The sequence below is a fragment of the Shinella sp. GW821-FHT10F02 genome (assembly GCF_058809275.1).
In genome coordinates, this window is record NZ_JBXASL010000010.1 from 267,873 (window position 1) to 282,777 (window position 14,905).

A 14,905-nucleotide genomic window follows, 5' to 3' on the forward strand; every position below is an offset into this window, starting at 1 on the left:
CCGTTAGAACGGGATTTCGTCGTCAAACGGCTTTTCATCCATCGCAGCCTTGGCCACAGGGGTAGGAGTGCCGGTGGCCGCTGCATACTCCGGCGATAGGGCGATCTTGTCCCGCAACCATTGGCCAAGCCCCTTATAGATCTCGGCGCTGAAATCAGTCAGCTCGAAATAAGTAAGCTCGTTGACCGGTATCTTCGGCTCCTGACCGGCAGGCCATTTCTTGGCGGATTTGACCTTTGCCTTAGTCCCACCGGACTGCTTGGCCTTGTGCTCGATGTCGAGGAGGCAAGGCTTGTTCAGGAGATTGGCGATGTCGAAGCCCTCAAGCTCCTCCTCGGTAAAAGGACGGCCCCGCCAGCCTTCAAGAATGCTGCGAAGGTTCGCGCGCTCGTTCAGGCTCAAGGTGTAGATTTCAGAGACCAAGAAGGGCTCGCCGTTCGACATGAAGCCGCTGGCGCCGCCGCCGAGGATGTCTGCGCCTTGCAGCTCCCATGCAATGCGCACTTGGCGGGATTTGGTCGTTTCGCCTTGGTATTCGTTGGTCTGGGTGCCTAAGTCGATGACTTGGACGCATACGGCATGAAAGATGCCGGCGGGCGGCTGTTCAAAGTTTCCGCCGTTATTGCTTGCTATTAATCCCATTTTCCTCGCTTTCGTTATTCAGTTTCAGTTTTGATGGTGTGTGTGGTTACGCTGTAACCTGCTTCTTCAGCTATGCGGATAGCGCGCGTTACGCGCTCCGCATTGCACTTTTCGGTCTGGATGCCGGAGAGCGGATAGCTCCCAGCAAATATATGCTCTTCATAGTCGCGCGAAGCACGGCTCATTCTTCGTTTCTCCTTTGTTGGGTGGAAGCATCATCCCCCAGCGCAAAAGATATGTCTGCAAAAAATTACATATAAAATATGTTTACAACCCAAAATATACGTGTCAGCGTTCTCCCATAACAAAGGAGAGCAACACAATGACTACATATAATCCTGTCCATCCGCTCACGTTGCTGGATAAAGCGTCAGATTTTTACTGGAGCAACCGCATGACCGTGCACGCCGGAATCGTCGGCTTTGCATTCGGCGCCGTCATGGCCGCCGCATGGTTGGCCAGCCTGTAACCCTAAGAGAAAGCGAGGAACGTGAAATTCAACATTATGCACCGGTTCAATGGGTCGGTGGTTTTTGAGGCAGAAATCCAATGCGACGATGGCGCCTCGTACGGCGTGAAGCTCGGCCTGGCCGTCAAGGCGGCGCTCGCGTCGAAGGCGGACCTGTCGTGGGCGAACCTGTCGGAGGCGAACCTTCGCATCATCAAGCACGACATATGGGGCATCATCGCCCATGCCATTCCCGAGGTCCCCGCGCTGCGCACGGCCCTCATCGAGGGCAGGGTAGACGGATCGACTTACTCCGGCCCTTGCGCATGTCTTTGCGGAACGATTGCGAAGACGCGCGGCGTATCCCCGTTCACCATGGCGGACATCAAGACCGATTCCGGCTCTCCGGCCGAGCGGTTCTTTCTTGCCATCCGCAAGGGCGACACGCCCGAGACCAGCCAGCCTGCCAAACTCGCCCTGCAATGGATTGACGAGTTCATGGCGCTTATCGGCAAAGGGGAGGCAGCGTAATGGCTCGCTCTACAAAGCCCATCGAACTGCCCGGCTGCGCTCCGCTCCCGCTGCGATATAAGGAAGTGCCGTTCACCAACGGCGACGGCGCTGCCCTTGGTAAATGTGCGACATGCGCGGGCACCGGTACCATCTGCTCCGCCCAAAAGGTTGAGCATGGCGGTCCGGCGAGCCCCCCCATACGGTATACAAAGATTTCACCGGCGCGGAGGCGAAGAAGCACCAGAAGCAAGGTTGGTCCGTAACCTCGCGCGCGTGCCCGTTCTGCAAGGGTGCCGGCCTGCTGGTGGAGGGCGGTAAGTGATGAAACTCCCCTTTATGGTCTCCCTCCAGACCTTCCTCGGCCTCACTCCGCCCAACGAACCCACGGTCTCGCAAACCGGCGTGCAGGCCCGTGCCATCCGTCACCTTGTCGCCAACGGCAGCATCACCGTGCGGGACATCCTGAACATGCGGACAAACGACGCATACAAGATGATCTTCCGTCTGCGTGCCATGGGAGTTCTGTATCCCCTCGGGCACCCCAAAAGCGAGAAGCTGGTGGATAACAAGTCCGGTCACGGCAAACACAAGGTCTACAAGTGGACCAACAAGCTGCCGGCCAACTGGGAAAAGCCCAAGACCGAGCGGCGCACACGCCAGCGCGGCTGCAAATAATCAACGAAAGACCATCATGTGAAAACCACCAAACTCGAATGCGTGACCCGCGAGGATTACCTTGCGGCTATCGCCAAGCGCATTGAGGAGGCGCATGCCACAACTTCAACCGGCAACCGGCGAGGAGGGCACCGTGACACGGCTGAAATGTACGGGATTTATGCCCAACAGCTGGCCGGTGTGATGTCGGGCCGAAGCTCTCCGCCTCCCAAAATGCTGGAGCACGACGGATTGAAGCCGGTCACGGTCTACGTCCGCAAAGACAAAACCCAAGGGAAGTAACGGATGTGGATATTTATGACGAGAGCGGGGTTATTGTCGCGCGGTCGGCGCATCCGGTTGAGTGCGAGGCCATGCACGTTACGCCGGAACGGATTGAGCTTCTGCCATGCCCACCAACCGGAAAATACGGGGTGACTGTACCGCTTTCGTCGGACGGTAGTTACTCGATCGTCACTTTGAGCGTAGAGCGGCAATAGTTTTCAATATCGATCCGGAGTTGAGAATCGCCTCCACGATCGCTCTCGCTTGCTTGCGAAATGTACCCCTCAACAATGTGGAAGCTCTTGTTTGTGCGGTTTACAACCGCAACCGGAAGGTGGCGTTGAGCCCCTAAAAACTCGAATGCGCACATTACTACGTACAGTGCGTCGCCGTTATCTGCGAAGTCAAATATGCTCTGAAAGCTTAGATCGAACTTATCGAAACTCACAAGGCTTTGTAACCTAAGCTCTGTTCCTTCGAAAAAGATCGATCCATTGTAATTGGGTCGGCGATACCGCGATGGTTGGCCCGCTACAGTGCAAACAATATTAGTGAGGTTGTGGCGAATGACGGGCTGCGGCGGTCGTGCTGCCGGTTGTGCGGTAAATGAACGATCAGGAACGGATTGCGAAAAGAAGCTCTTGATAAAATCAAACATCTTTGGCGTCCCCTTTACTCATGATCGTATGGAGAGTGACCGCACCTGCCGCATCCCGCGCCTGTATGACCCTTGTATCCTCCACAGCCGCATAACATGCAGCGCCCCATACCTCGGGCTATATTTGTAGTTTCTTCGCAGCTGTATGGAGGTGATTTTTCTTCGACTGGCGCCTGTTTCATTTTTCGCCCCTGTTGTTTATGAAGCAGACATTAGCAAATGCAATTTAAAATGGAAGTATGGTAGCGGAGTATTTTTTTAAGCGCCCACCTGTCCTTTGCCAAGCCATGTAGCGCTCTCTCTCTGCCGAGAAGAGATTGAGGCTGCTGTGAAGCCGCCTATGACAACCCATCATTGTATTATCCCCGACGAATAGCGAGAGTGGTGCAGTGCATTGATTCGGGGAACGACATGCGGAAACTTGGGTGCGCACCTTGGCGGGCGTTTAATCGTCTGATCGACCCTAGGAATCAGCGTTCGCGGGTCACACTGTTCTGGCTTTTCGTGATAGCGGCGGCGCTGGTCGTCATCGTCTTTGTCCTTGGCATTTACCTGCATCCGAAAGATACAGACGTAGGAACGCTTGGCGATTTCGTGGGCGGCATCCTGAATCCCCTGCTTACCTTCCTCACCTTCATGGGTTTGCTTATAACGATTGTGCTCCAGCAACAGGAGCTAGCGGACACGCGCCTGGAGCTTAAACGCTCGGCCGCCGCGCTGGAGGGGCAATTGTCTGCTCTGGCCGTCCAAAACTTCGAATCTACTTTTTTCCAGATGCTGGCGCTTCACAACACCATCGTGAACTCGATGGACATCCAGCTCGCGAACGGGAACCTAATGCGGGGGCGTGACTGCTTTCGCCATTTTTATAAGCAGCTGGACGAAAACTATCAAAGGACCAGTGTCACCAGAACGGAGCATGACAGGATAGTTACTGCGCACCAAATATTCTGGAAAGATTGCAGCCAAGACCTCGGTCATTATTACAGGTACCTTTATAATATTGTTAGGCTAATAGATGAGAGTCAGGTCGATAAAATCCGTTATATTCGGATTTTGAGGGCGCAGATATCTGACTTTGAGCTGCTTCTCATGTTCTATAATGGATTGACTGACCAAGGGGCAAAATTCAAGGTATACATGGAAAAGTATGCGCTCTTTGATAACTTGCCTCCGGGCAAATTATTAGAGACCTCGCATCGAAATTTATATGACGGTCAGGCCTTCAATGAAGAGGCATCTGTCCTAAAGGCTGCTAAAGAGTTGCACGATCAAATATTCAGCTCGTTAAACGCTGACACAGTTAAGCAGCTAACGAAACTTCTGAAAATTAAACTTGCGGGAATTTGATTGGCGTCGGAGTGCCAGCACTCCTGCCTCGTGGCGAACGGCGGGTGGCAAGTGTCAATATCCTTCGCGGGGAACCATCGAAGATGGGCGGAAGGGTATTGATGCGCGCGAGGGCGGAGCCCTGTGATTTATTCGTTGGTTTACTTCTCCCTTTCGACCGATTGAAAACGCATAGCAGGTCCTATCTATTTTCATTAGTGCGAAAATAAAATCAAAGCATAATCGCAACAAATTTCGTTGAATGGAGGCGATTGTGTGGGAAGAGCTATATCGTAACTTCGGGCTTTATGTTGTTTTTTTGGCAATCGCTTTAGCGATGCTGATCTCGAATTATGTTATTTATCGGTTTCGGTCGCAGCTTTCGAGGCAGATCGGACGCGAACGAACAATATACGATTTGCATAAAGAATTTAATGGCGAGGCAATGACACGTCTAAGGAACAAAGCAAATCGCGTAGCTGATAAGCATGTCCTTGAAGACATAGATACAGTTCTAAAAGAGGCTCGCAAAAATAATGATGAGGATGAGGTATTACCTTTGCTCGTTGTGATGCGGTTCTTTCAAAGGATGTCGGCGGTTGTGCGGCGTGGATCTGTCCCAAGAGAGCTCGTTACGCCCTATTTCGGTCCAACATTTGTTTGGTGGTGGAAAGTGTACTTTGAGGAATCTTTTAAAACGTGGGAACCGGCATATCGGGAGTTGCGGAAGCTATATGAGTGGTTGGAGAAAGACAGCATTGAAGATAGATTGAGCAGCAGGTTGCACCCAAACAAGGCGGCTCAAAGGTTGTATGAATGGAAGAAGTGGAATCAAGACGCATTGGATTATCGAAATGCACGCATTGAAGAGCGAAGAGCATTACTGTCAAAGGTGTCGGAAAGTGCTGCTGAGACCAAAAAGGACAACCTATCTATTGAAGATGGAAGTCATGACGGTTCAAAAATACTGCATAGCGTATTGGAGCATCCTAAAGATGTGACTTGATGTCGTACGTGTTATGCATGAAAGTGGGGGTTAGTTGGGGAAAGATATGTCTATTGAGGAAATGCCGAGCCCTTGGACGGGCCAAGTGCCTAAAAGCTTGAGTACATTGAGGACGTCGAAGCGTTTTGCCGCGAGGGCGGAGCCTTAGGGCATTTCTCGTCGTATGGTTCTGACATCTTCTTCGAGCGATTTAATTTTCTCGGCTTGCCTATCCACCACCTTGAGAATCTCACACAGCATGAACGTGGTATCTTCCACAGGGCTCGCGTCGAAATTAAACGCTCCCGTTCGACAAATCTTATCTACTTGAGACTGTAAAAATTCGTGTCGGGTGTCCAAATCGAAGTCATATGCGTTAGCGGGTGACTGAGCTGCAATCGCGGCTAGGAACGTTGCGATGAACATGGTTGAAGCGTGACTTTTCATGGCCCGGCCTTGCGCTGAAAGTGGATTAAGGAAATCAGTTATCAGAATAGTTGCAAACAACCCATAGCTGCGCCATCATTATCCCGTGAAGAAGTGTCCCGACGAACAGAACGCAGGCGTCTCCTACGGATCATGCAGCTGATGCGCGGGTGACCGCACGCAAAAAATGATTCCCCAGTGGTGAGACAGTGAACCCGTACACACTGTTCTTCTGATCATGGATATAGGTTTGCTGTAGAAGGTTCAGAGCGACGAGATGCTGGCAGTACAGGTCAAAGTTCTGTGAAAAATCTAGGTATTCGCGCTCGATACCCTGGGTGATATTTAGCCAATCATTGAACACAAATCGGCCCGTTTTGTCGCCCTTCAGCTGAGCAAAAATCTTACCCTCTTCACCTTCTTTGCCAAACAAAGACATGAGAAGTCGAGCCTCATCGGGCGCGAGCTGCCTGATAATGGATGGGAAAGCAGGGTGAGCGAGATTTGCCGCCTCGGTGTCCATGCTGTTGCTCAGAAGATTCGAGTACATCTCCCATATGTCACCGCTTTCATCCTCGTACTTGATTCCTTCAAGGACGGGTCCAAGGACTTGGGGAGGCGGCGGAATACGCTGCGGCTGGGGCACAGCCTCAACGGATTTTTTTAGGAAGGCAGAGAACTTATCCTGAAGTACCGCGGCGATCTGTAGAGGAAAAAGGATCAGCCTAACCGTCTTGGCGATATCCTCGATCAGTTTGCCGGTCTGCTTCATACCGGGGGCGAGGGCGTCGTCGTATGCTTCCTTGACGGGGAGTTGGTCAACGAGCTCCTTGACGATCTTCGCTGCTGTGTCTTCGCTCATGGGGGGGGCTCGTTTGAATTTGGATGGGCGATGTCATATATTGCGAAAGTCGGCCCCGCCGATTGGGCGAGACCGACCGTGATGACGGCTTACGCTATTATCATGTACCACCCCCCGGAACGGCTTCACGCCCTTGCGCGCGGGGTTTATCGGAGGCCGCTGATGAGGTGCCCCGCAAAGGTCCGTCAGCGGCCTTATCCATATCGGCCAACCAGTACTGAGGCGCATCTTTCGCCTTGCACAGAGTCCCCGATTTCGCCATGCGCCAAGCGACGCTGTTAACGTTCTGTGTTTCGGGAACGGCCCCGAAAATGAGGCAGATGTTTTCTTCGATCTCTTTTGGTGTCAGGGCTTTTTTATCCTGACTGTGAGCAAAGCGTAGCGCGGCCTCAATCATAACCGGCATCGTGCGCTTTTTTCCATAAAGCTCATGCCAGAATGAAAACTGATCAACTGAAACACTGCGCCCGAGCTTCGATAGATGGTCGCATGAATAGGATTTCGTATTGGTGCGCCCCCACAGTTTGGTCATACCATCGAAATTGGCGCAAAAGTAACGCTCTGCACGTCGGTTGGTGTGATTAACGGTTACAACGGTATCATCGACGTAAGCCGCACCGGTAACCCGCGACAGAACATTCCCCGCCATATCCAACTCGAACAGCTCCCGTTCAAGGGCCTGTAAATCATCGCGTAGCGCGTCAATTTGAGCTAGAACCTCTGAACGGCGACGTTTCAAGGCGTTCATGTCGGACATTAGCATCACTCCTTAACATACCAATCACATATCAGATGCTATGTGAAAAGGATACATACCGCGTATAGTGATGTTATCCACAGCTATTGTCAGCTCTGTCTTACGGAGGTATGCTTTTGATATGCCAAACAGTGGACCAGCAGCGAAGATTCGCCCGGACGGGCGCTCTGTTGGTAGGCCGTTTCCAAAAGGGCAATCAGGCAATCCCGCAGGCCGCCCTAAAGGTCTTCGGGCAAGCAAAGTCATCCTTCGCGAACTGTTGGAACTTGTAGAGGAAGGCGTGTGCCCGCTTACTGGCCACACCGGAACTTTTAATCAACTGGATCTTATATTGGCCAAGATGGTAGCTAACGCCAAAAAGGGGGAGGGCTGGAGCATTGACCGTGTTCTTGACCGGCTGGAAGGGAAGCCGGAGCAGGCGACCAAGAACATCAACACGAACCTGAACGTGGACACGACAGCTGATGAATTGAAGGGTGCGCCTGATGAACTAATCGAGGCGCTCAGCAAGGTAATCAAGGGAAGCGTCACGAAATAGACGCCGCGATACTCGCGAGCAACCCACAGCTCGTCCTTGACGAGTATCGTCGTCGGTTCCTCCATTACCAGCCCCACCCGAAGCAGGAAAGTTTCCACGGCCTTGGTGCCGCATGTCGTGAGCGCTTGTTTCTTGCCGGTAACCGTGTGGGCAAGACCTTCTGCGGCGCCAACGAAATGGCCATGCACCTCACCGGCCAGTATCCGGCATGGTGGGTAGGTCGGCGTTTTACAGAGCCCGTTGATGCGTGGGCCGCCTCTGATACCAGTGAGACCACCCGCGATATTCTCCAGCGCGAGTACCTCGGCAATCCCAGCAAGGGTACGCGGGGCGCAATCCTTCCCAGTCTTATCGTTGACATGTCCCCGCGACGCGGAATTGCCGATGCCGTCGATACCGTCCTCGTCCGGCATATAAGTGGCAGGGTCAGTCAACTCGGGTTTAAGTCCTATGACCAGGGGAGGGCGAAGTTTCAGGGGACGCACAAGCACGCCATCCACCTCGACGAAGAGCCGCCGCTGGATGTGTATGACGAATGCTTTATGCAAACCGCCGCCGTCGGCGAGAAGGTGCAAGGCGTCATCCTCGCCACCATGACGCCGCTCGGCGGTATGACACCGCTCATTGCCAACTACCTTGACCGCATGGTTTCCGGCGTACCGGTGGATGGGCGCGTCTTCGTGCAGGCCGGCTGGGAAGACAACAACCACCTCTCTGTCGAAGAGCGGCACGACCTGATGAAGCGCTTTGCGTCCCGGCCGCATGAGCTGGAAGCGCGGATGCGCGGGGTGCCGTCCATTGGTTCGGGTATGATCTATCCCATTGAGGAGAGCCGGATTGTCTGCGACCCTTTCGAGATACCCAAACATTTCAAGCGCTGCGCCGGCATGGACTTCGGGTGGACGAACCCTACTGCCGTCATATGGCTGGCGCTCGATCCAGACACTGACTCGGTCTACGCCTACAGCGAATACGCGCAATCCGAGCTGCCACCCCAAACCCATACGAACAATATCCTTGCCCGCGGCGCATGGATACCGGTTGCATGCGACCCGTCCGGACAAAGCGTCGGCCAGAAGGATGGAGAGGCATTGCTGGCCGCCTATGAGAAACACGGATTGAAGCTCACCACTGCCGATAACTCGGTCGAAGCGGGTATACAGGAGGTCTTCGAGCGCATGCTCACCGGCCGCCTTAAGATCTTCTCCAACTGCGAAGGGCTCCTTTCCGAGCGCCGGTCCTATGCCCGAGACGAGAAGGGCAGGGTCAAGAAGGTCAACGACCACCGGCTGGACGCCCTGCGCTATGGGGTGATGACGGGTTTGACCATCGCGTCAACGGAGAAGCTCGTCGCATCCGGGTTCAGCCGTCGCGACTCCCCGTGGTAATTGCTTTACATGATAATTAGCTGATGCTTATATTATGACGGTAACGAAAGTAATCAGCATGTCCCGTAGATCGAACCCCAACCAGCCCCAGACGGAGCCGGCTGTTGACCCCGTGAGCGCTGCCGTCAGCCCCGAAGACGCAACAGGGGCTGACGCTGTAGGACAGTCGGGCGAGGTTAGCGCGCCCGCTCCCAATAACGATGAGGCGCAGGAAGCCGCTGATGCACAGGCAGAGGCCGAACGGATTGTGGAAGAGCAAAAGAAGGACGAAGAAGCCCGACTAGCTTCCGAGCAAGAGTACCAGCGAGTCTCCGATGAAAACTACGGCAAGGCCCGTGAAGAAAAAGACGGCCTCACACTTGTCCCGTCGCACAAGGTGAAGGCCAACAGCACTGTCGTGCTGTTGGAGCCGCGCATCGACCGCGATGGCATGACGGTTTGCAAGCGGAAGTAGCCATGGTTGGCGAAGCTAGAAGCCGCTGACGAATTCGCAAAGTGCCGGTCCATTTTTGAGGCGACGGTACTTAGCGGAGCCTATCGCGGCTGGCATGACGACGCCTGCCGCGATTACGACTATTACGAGGGGCGGTCATTCTCGGCCGAGGACCTCGAAAAGCTGCACGAGTCGTGCATTCGCCCATTCCAGCACAACCTCATCGGCCCGCGCATTAACAGCGTGGCCGGCAAGGCCATTCAGGCCCGTACCACCATTACCTACAAGAGCCGCACCGGCGCCGACGAAGAAGTGAAGACGGCCGAGGGTCTTAGCTCCCTCGCCATGTTCGTGCAGGACAAGAACAAGTCCATGCGCATTATCGGCGAAGCGGGCGTGTCGGCGATCATTTGCGGGCTCGGGTGGCACGCCTTTGATGTCGATGACGGTGTCATCCGTGAAAACCGCGAGAGCGTGTTTGACGTCGTGTGGGACGTTCGTGACCGCAGCCAGTACCTGACCAACCAGGGCTTTAACGCCTTGATGATCTGGAAGAGTCGCGAGGAGTGGAAGCTCATCTTCGAGGAGAAAGAGGCCGAGATCGATGCCCTTGCTGCGAATGGCTCGCAACTTGTCGGTGGTAGCTCCGATTATGGCGTTCAGGGCGAACGCCTGCGCCTCGTCACTAATGGCGCCTATTACGACAAGAATTTTGACGAGCTGTGCGTGATCAAATTTGAATACCGCGTCGCTGCGAAATATTACGTCTACACCTCCAAGGACAATGACGCCGTTTATCAGACCTTCGACAAGAAGGAGGCCGAGAAAAACCGCGCCAAGGGCGACGAGATCATCGAGCAGAAGGGCTACAAGACCTACATCTGCTATTTTTCCGGTGACGTGATGCTGGATTGGTTTGAGAGCCCGTACCAGCTCAACCCTGCACGCGGCGATCTCATGCTCACGCCCATCGTGGCGTTCCGTGAGGAAATGTCCGGTCGTCCTTATGGTCTGGTCCGCGCCGCCCGCGACCCGCAGAACCTCTATAACCGGGTGCTTTCCAAGGCCTACTGGTACATGAACAACAACCGCATCGTCATGGAGACGGGGGCGGTAGACAACAAGGCAGCCGTTGCTAAGGAGATAAACCGCGCGGACGCCATGATCGAGGTGAAGGCGGGCAAGCGGTTCGATTTCGAGAACAACGAGCGTCAGGTTGCCCAGCTTTACGAGGCCCTGCACCTCGCGGACGGCGACGTGCAAAAAGCCCTCGGCATCTACGACGAGATGATGGGCGTTGAGACCAATGCTAAAAGCGGCATCGCGATCCAGCGCCGGCAGGCCGCATCCCAAACCACCATTGCCCTCATGTTCGACCGGTTCATGGACGCGAAGTACCGCTGGGCCGACAAGCTACTCTGGCTGGTGCGCGCCACCTTTACCGAAAACAAGGTCATCAACGTCACCGACGACGAGGGCGTGGTCCAGTCGGTCAGCCTTAACGAGCCGGTGAAGGGCGAGAACGGCAAGACCGTCATGCGGCAGGACGTACGCATTGGCGCCTACGACGTTTCGATTGAAGAGACGATGGACGTGTCCAGCCAGCAGGAGGAAACCCGGATCAAGCTCTTCGAGCTGGTGCAGGCTGGCATTAGCCCCGACAAATTTACACCCGGCCTACTCGACATTGCAGGCGTTCTGAAGAACGCCAAGCTCCGTAAGGAAGTTGAAGCCGGAGTTCAGGCGGCAGTTGAGGCGCAGGCCCAGCAGAGAGATGCCGCCGACAAGCTTGCAGGACGCCCGCAAGGGATAACTCAAGGCCAAGCGGGGGCCATACCCGCTGCAATAACCAGTAATATAGTGGGACGTGCCTGATATGGACGACAATCAAATCGAGAACCCTTTGGACGATAACCAGCCGCAGGATGTGGTTGAAGACGCGCTCGAAGGCGACGATGACGATGCTGAGGAAGCTGCGACAGCAGAAGGTGTAGGCGACGGCAAGAAAGAAGAAGAACCGGAAGACGAACGCGACCAGCGAATCCGCGCTCTGGAGGCTGAGAATAAATCCGGCCGCGACAAACTTGCCAACGTTAAGGGGAGGGCCGAGACCTTACGGCGTCTCCTGAAAAAACAGAAGGATGAGGGCCTGTTGGAAGATGCCGACCTCGCCGTTGATGGCGTGGACGGAAAAGAGGTGGCGGCATGGATCGAAAAGGGCGTCGATAAGGACGCCGTTGACGATAAGCTCCGTTATTTCGACCAGCAGGTGTCGAACTCGAAAGCGTATTTTGACGACAAATACGGCGATGTGAACGATCTCATCCAGAACTACTCCATCCTCCTGCGTGTTGACCCTGACGAACGGGCCCGCCTCGACGCGACCCCCGATGCCGTGATTGTGGATTACATCCTCAGCCGCGGTAAGGAGATCGGCGCGGAAATCGGCGACCTGAAGGAAGCTGGTGGGCGCTCGCTGCCGGTCATTCGTAAGCTGACCAAAAAAACCACTGACCAGCAGGCGCGGATTACCGAGCTGGAAGCCGAAATCGCCGCCCTTAAGGGCAGTGGGGGCGAGGGTGGCGGGACACAGACCGTCGTCCATAAGCCGAAAACGAGCGTAAACACGCCGGCCGTCGTAACCCGACGGACCGGAGGGTTCTACGCAGACTTGTAATCAATGAAAGTACCGGGGAATGACAACCTTTACCCCGACTATCGGCACCGGGCATGAAGCCAAACCCATTAACGTGGCGGACTTCGTGTTCCGGGGCTACAAAGAAGACAACCGTTTCAAGCGGTTGATGGGCAACAACAGCGACGCGGTGATCTTCACCAAGGCGTTCGACAAGGTCGCAGGCGATATCTTCAAATTCGTCTTCAGCGGTCAGGTCCGTCCGGAAGACTGGGTGAGCGGCAATACGCGTCTCGATGACGCCGCCGTGCAGCTCGTCAAAGTGACCGACCAACTCGGTATCGATCTTCACCGTGTTGCAGTGGAAATCGCCGGCTACACCATGAGCCAGCAGCGCACCACCTTCGACCTGCTCGAAAGCGACAAGATCGAGTTGCGCCGCTCTGTAGGTGAGAAGATGGAGGCCATCATTCTGGCCGCCCTTCTCGACACCTCCGATGGTCGAGCGCAATCCCGCTACCGTTACGGCTCGGCCGAGACCAACTGGAACGCCACCGCAGCGACCGCCAAGGGCAACATCGACAATACCGATGACAAGCTCAAGCTGTCCGACATTGCCGCTCTCGCCCTCAAAGCGAAGCGTGCGACCGTGACCGGCGGCCTGAAGATGAATCCCGTGAAGGTCGTGAACGCCAACGGCGCTCCGGCCCGTAAGTGGATCTATCTCGGCCACCCGCTCGCCATCCGTGACCTGAAGCAGGACACGAACTTCAAGGACCTCGTGAAATACAAGGACCGTCCGGAGTTCGATCTCATCGCCGGTTCCGACTACATCGGCGAGTACGAGGGCGTGATGATGTACGAGTTCAACAATGACGCAATGATCGAGGCCTCTGGCATTCAGATCGCGCACAACGTTCTGCTCGGCTCTCAGGCTGTTGGTGTCGGTTTTGGTAAGACCGCGCTCGCGCCGGGCAACCGCGCCATGAAAATGGCAGCGCCCGACAACCGCGGTATCGTCACCATCGAAGACAGCGACCACGGTCAAATCGTGCAGGCTGGCTTCTCCATGGTTACGGGTGCCAAGCAACTGGTCGAAGACACCAGCGGCACGGGTCAGGCCTTCGGCGTAATGCACCACTACACCGCGGCAGTTGAATAAGGAGGACAGAAAATGAAGAACTTCATCAAGAACATCCTCTTTGGCGTTTCCGCGCTCGTCGTGGCAATCCTACCCGTGCTGCCGGTCCAAGCGGCCGACATTTCGGTCACGGAAGTCGTCCGCAAGGCGAACACCGGCGTCGGCACCAAACCCGTAAGCGGTTACGCGAAAGGAACCGTGACCGCGGCTGCCGTCTCGGCCGGTGCACTGACCATCGACGCGCCTCCTTCGTCCGTGCCCATTGCGGCGTGGACGGCGAATGTGCGCGATACCTCGGGTCGTCCGCTGTTCCCTGCCATCGTATTCGTCAGTCCGACGTTCTACGTGAAGCAGTAGCAACGGCACTTCGGGAGCGCTGGTCAGCGGTTCGCTCGTGACGATCGACATTTCGTAGGATCGTAACCAGTAAACCCACGGGGGCGGGTCAAAGCCCCCACCAAATTAAATGAAAGCCATGCCGCGTGAATGCGAGCCAGATTCTAAGCATCCTCCGCAACCAGGCGCTGGTTGGGAACAGTGGTCTCGCGAGCGATACGCAAAAGCTGGTCGATTACCTGAACATGGCGTACCGCAAGGTCTACGACATCATCGTGCGGGATTACCCGTTCTTCGCGGCCACAACGCAAGTCGTCACCATCACTGACGGGGTAGGGACGCTCAATCCCGTGCCATATTACGTCCTTTCTGTCCGCAATACGGGTGCATCCTCGCAGCCGTTGGAGAAAAAAAGCGTAGAGGCGATACAGGCAGAGGATAACGCTCTCAATATGCGCGGCGCCCCGTTCTACTGGTACGAGGAGGGTTTCGGTAATATCCGGACCTACCCCCTCAACTCGACCACGCTGACCGTGCGGGCGGTGCCCAATGTGGCCGTGCTCACGAGTAATTCCGATGAGGGCGCCATTCTTATCCCGCCGATGTTCCATGACATCCTCGTGTGGGAAACGCTGAAAATCATCGCGTACGACGAGCGGGATAAAGCCAGCGCGGCGGAAATGGCGATGGCGGAACGTATGTACGATGACGTGGAGCAGCGGTTGCGGACGTTCCTGACCGCTTACACGGCGCAGGCGCCCGTTCGTAGCCGGAGTGCCATCTAATGAGCATCAGGAGCGGGCTTTGGGACGGACGGCTTATCAGTCTGTTCCCGCGGAAGCTGACGAACAGTGCGCGCTCCGCAACCGTTTTGC

General features: G+C 55.3%; 19 protein-coding genes. 14 read left to right on the top strand and 5 right to left on the bottom strand.

Translation table 11 applies throughout. The annotated features are described in order from the left end of the window. Positions 1-3: 3 nt before the first annotated feature. Both AC1RWL_RS28635 and AC1RWL_RS28640 read right to left on the bottom strand, forming a co-directional pair. The gene (locus AC1RWL_RS28635; RefSeq protein WP_493096825.1) at positions 4-642 is read right to left on the bottom strand and encodes a phage replication initiation protein, NGO0469 family; all 639 of its coding nucleotides are present in this window, start codon (positions 640-642) and stop codon (positions 4-6) included. A 14-nt stretch (positions 643-656) separates the two neighbouring features. Then, positions 657-827 carry a hypothetical protein gene (locus AC1RWL_RS28640; protein WP_493096826.1) on the bottom strand — a complete coding sequence of 57 codons (171 nt, stop codon included), beginning with the start codon at positions 825-827 and terminating at the stop codon, positions 657-659. A 137-nt stretch (positions 828-964) separates the two neighbouring features. Here AC1RWL_RS28640 and AC1RWL_RS28645 point away from each other — a divergent pair, with 137 nt between their 5' ends. The 4 genes from AC1RWL_RS28645 to AC1RWL_RS28660 all read left to right on the top strand — a co-directional run bounded on the left by AC1RWL_RS28645 (position 965) and on the right by AC1RWL_RS28660 (position 2,560). After that, on the top strand, positions 965-1,111 hold the full coding sequence (locus tag AC1RWL_RS28645; RefSeq protein WP_493096827.1) for a hypothetical protein: 147 nt from the start codon (positions 965-967) through the stop codon (positions 1,109-1,111). Between the two features lie 21 nt (positions 1,112-1,132). Further along, positions 1,133-1,621: a hypothetical protein gene (locus tag AC1RWL_RS28650; protein ID WP_493096828.1), complete on the top strand. Its 489-nt coding sequence runs from the start codon at positions 1,133-1,135 to the stop codon at positions 1,619-1,621. A gap of 300 nt (positions 1,622-1,921) precedes the next feature. Beyond that, positions 1,922-2,278, top strand: coding sequence for a hypothetical protein (locus tag AC1RWL_RS28655; protein ID WP_493158556.1), 357 nt, complete (start codon positions 1,922-1,924; stop codon positions 2,276-2,278). 18 nt (positions 2,279-2,296) lie between these two features. After that, positions 2,297-2,560, top strand: a complete 264-nt coding sequence (locus tag AC1RWL_RS28660) for a hypothetical protein (RefSeq protein WP_493096830.1) — start codon at positions 2,297-2,299, stop codon at positions 2,558-2,560. Positions 2,561-2,720: 160 nt separating this feature from the next. Here the strand turns inward: AC1RWL_RS28660 and AC1RWL_RS28665 are convergent, their stop codons facing one another. Then, the gene (locus tag AC1RWL_RS28665) at positions 2,721-3,200 is read right to left on the bottom strand and encodes a hypothetical protein (protein ID WP_493096831.1); all 480 of its coding nucleotides are present in this window, start codon (positions 3,198-3,200) and stop codon (positions 2,721-2,723) included. A gap of 411 nt (positions 3,201-3,611) precedes the next feature. Between AC1RWL_RS28665 and AC1RWL_RS28670 the strand changes: the two genes are divergently transcribed. Both AC1RWL_RS28670 and AC1RWL_RS28675 read left to right on the top strand, forming a co-directional pair. Next, positions 3,612-4,550, top strand: a complete 939-nt coding sequence (locus AC1RWL_RS28670; protein WP_493096832.1) for a putative phage abortive infection protein — start codon at positions 3,612-3,614, stop codon at positions 4,548-4,550. A 241-nt stretch (positions 4,551-4,791) separates the two neighbouring features. Continuing rightward, positions 4,792-5,535 (top strand): hypothetical protein, encoded by a 744-nt coding sequence (locus AC1RWL_RS28675; protein WP_493158558.1) that lies wholly within the window; start codon positions 4,792-4,794, stop codon positions 5,533-5,535. Between the two features lie 556 nt (positions 5,536-6,091). Here AC1RWL_RS28675 and AC1RWL_RS28680 read toward each other — a convergent pair. Together AC1RWL_RS28680 and AC1RWL_RS28685 are read right to left on the bottom strand one after the other, a co-directional pair. Continuing rightward, entirely contained in the window at positions 6,092-6,802 is a 711-nt protein-coding gene (locus AC1RWL_RS28680; protein WP_493096834.1) for an Abi-alpha family protein, read from the bottom strand. A 100-nt stretch (positions 6,803-6,902) separates the two neighbouring features. Beyond that, positions 6,903-7,559 carry a hypothetical protein gene (locus tag AC1RWL_RS28685; protein WP_493096835.1) on the bottom strand — a complete coding sequence of 219 codons (657 nt, stop codon included), beginning with the start codon at positions 7,557-7,559 and terminating at the stop codon, positions 6,903-6,905. Between the two features lie 70 nt (positions 7,560-7,629). Here AC1RWL_RS28685 and AC1RWL_RS28690 point away from each other — a divergent pair, with 70 nt between their 5' ends. The 8 genes from AC1RWL_RS28690 to AC1RWL_RS28725 all read left to right on the top strand — a co-directional run bounded on the left by AC1RWL_RS28690 (position 7,630) and on the right by AC1RWL_RS28725 (position 14,815). Further along, the gene (locus AC1RWL_RS28690; RefSeq protein ID WP_493158560.1) at positions 7,630-8,097 is read left to right on the top strand and encodes a DUF5681 domain-containing protein; all 468 of its coding nucleotides are present in this window, start codon (positions 7,630-7,632) and stop codon (positions 8,095-8,097) included. 125 nt (positions 8,098-8,222) lie between these two features. Beyond that, positions 8,223-9,485: a terminase large subunit domain-containing protein gene (locus tag AC1RWL_RS28695; protein ID WP_493096837.1), complete on the top strand. Its 1,263-nt coding sequence runs from the start codon at positions 8,223-8,225 to the stop codon at positions 9,483-9,485. A 58-nt stretch (positions 9,486-9,543) separates the two neighbouring features. Next, positions 9,544-9,939: a hypothetical protein gene (locus AC1RWL_RS28700; protein WP_493158561.1), complete on the top strand. Its 396-nt coding sequence runs from the start codon at positions 9,544-9,546 to the stop codon at positions 9,937-9,939. Between the two features lie 6 nt (positions 9,940-9,945). Continuing rightward, complete coding sequence (locus tag AC1RWL_RS28705) at positions 9,946-11,793, top strand: portal protein (protein WP_493096839.1); 1,848 nt, start codon at positions 9,946-9,948, stop codon at positions 11,791-11,793. A gap of 1 nt (position 11,794) precedes the next feature. Continuing rightward, on the top strand, positions 11,795-12,595 hold the full coding sequence (locus tag AC1RWL_RS28710) for a hypothetical protein (protein ID WP_493096840.1): 801 nt from the start codon (positions 11,795-11,797) through the stop codon (positions 12,593-12,595). 19 nt (positions 12,596-12,614) lie between these two features. After that, a complete protein-coding gene (locus AC1RWL_RS28715; RefSeq protein ID WP_493096841.1) occupies positions 12,615-13,715 on the top strand; it encodes a phage capsid family protein in 1,101 nt (366 codons plus the stop codon). 12 nt (positions 13,716-13,727) lie between these two features. Continuing rightward, the gene (locus AC1RWL_RS28720) at positions 13,728-14,051 is read left to right on the top strand and encodes a hypothetical protein (RefSeq protein ID WP_493096842.1); all 324 of its coding nucleotides are present in this window, start codon (positions 13,728-13,730) and stop codon (positions 14,049-14,051) included. 125 nt (positions 14,052-14,176) lie between these two features. Beyond that, entirely contained in the window at positions 14,177-14,815 is a 639-nt protein-coding gene (locus tag AC1RWL_RS28725) for a phage adaptor protein (RefSeq protein ID WP_493096843.1), read from the top strand. Positions 14,816-14,905: the final 90 nt, after the last annotated feature.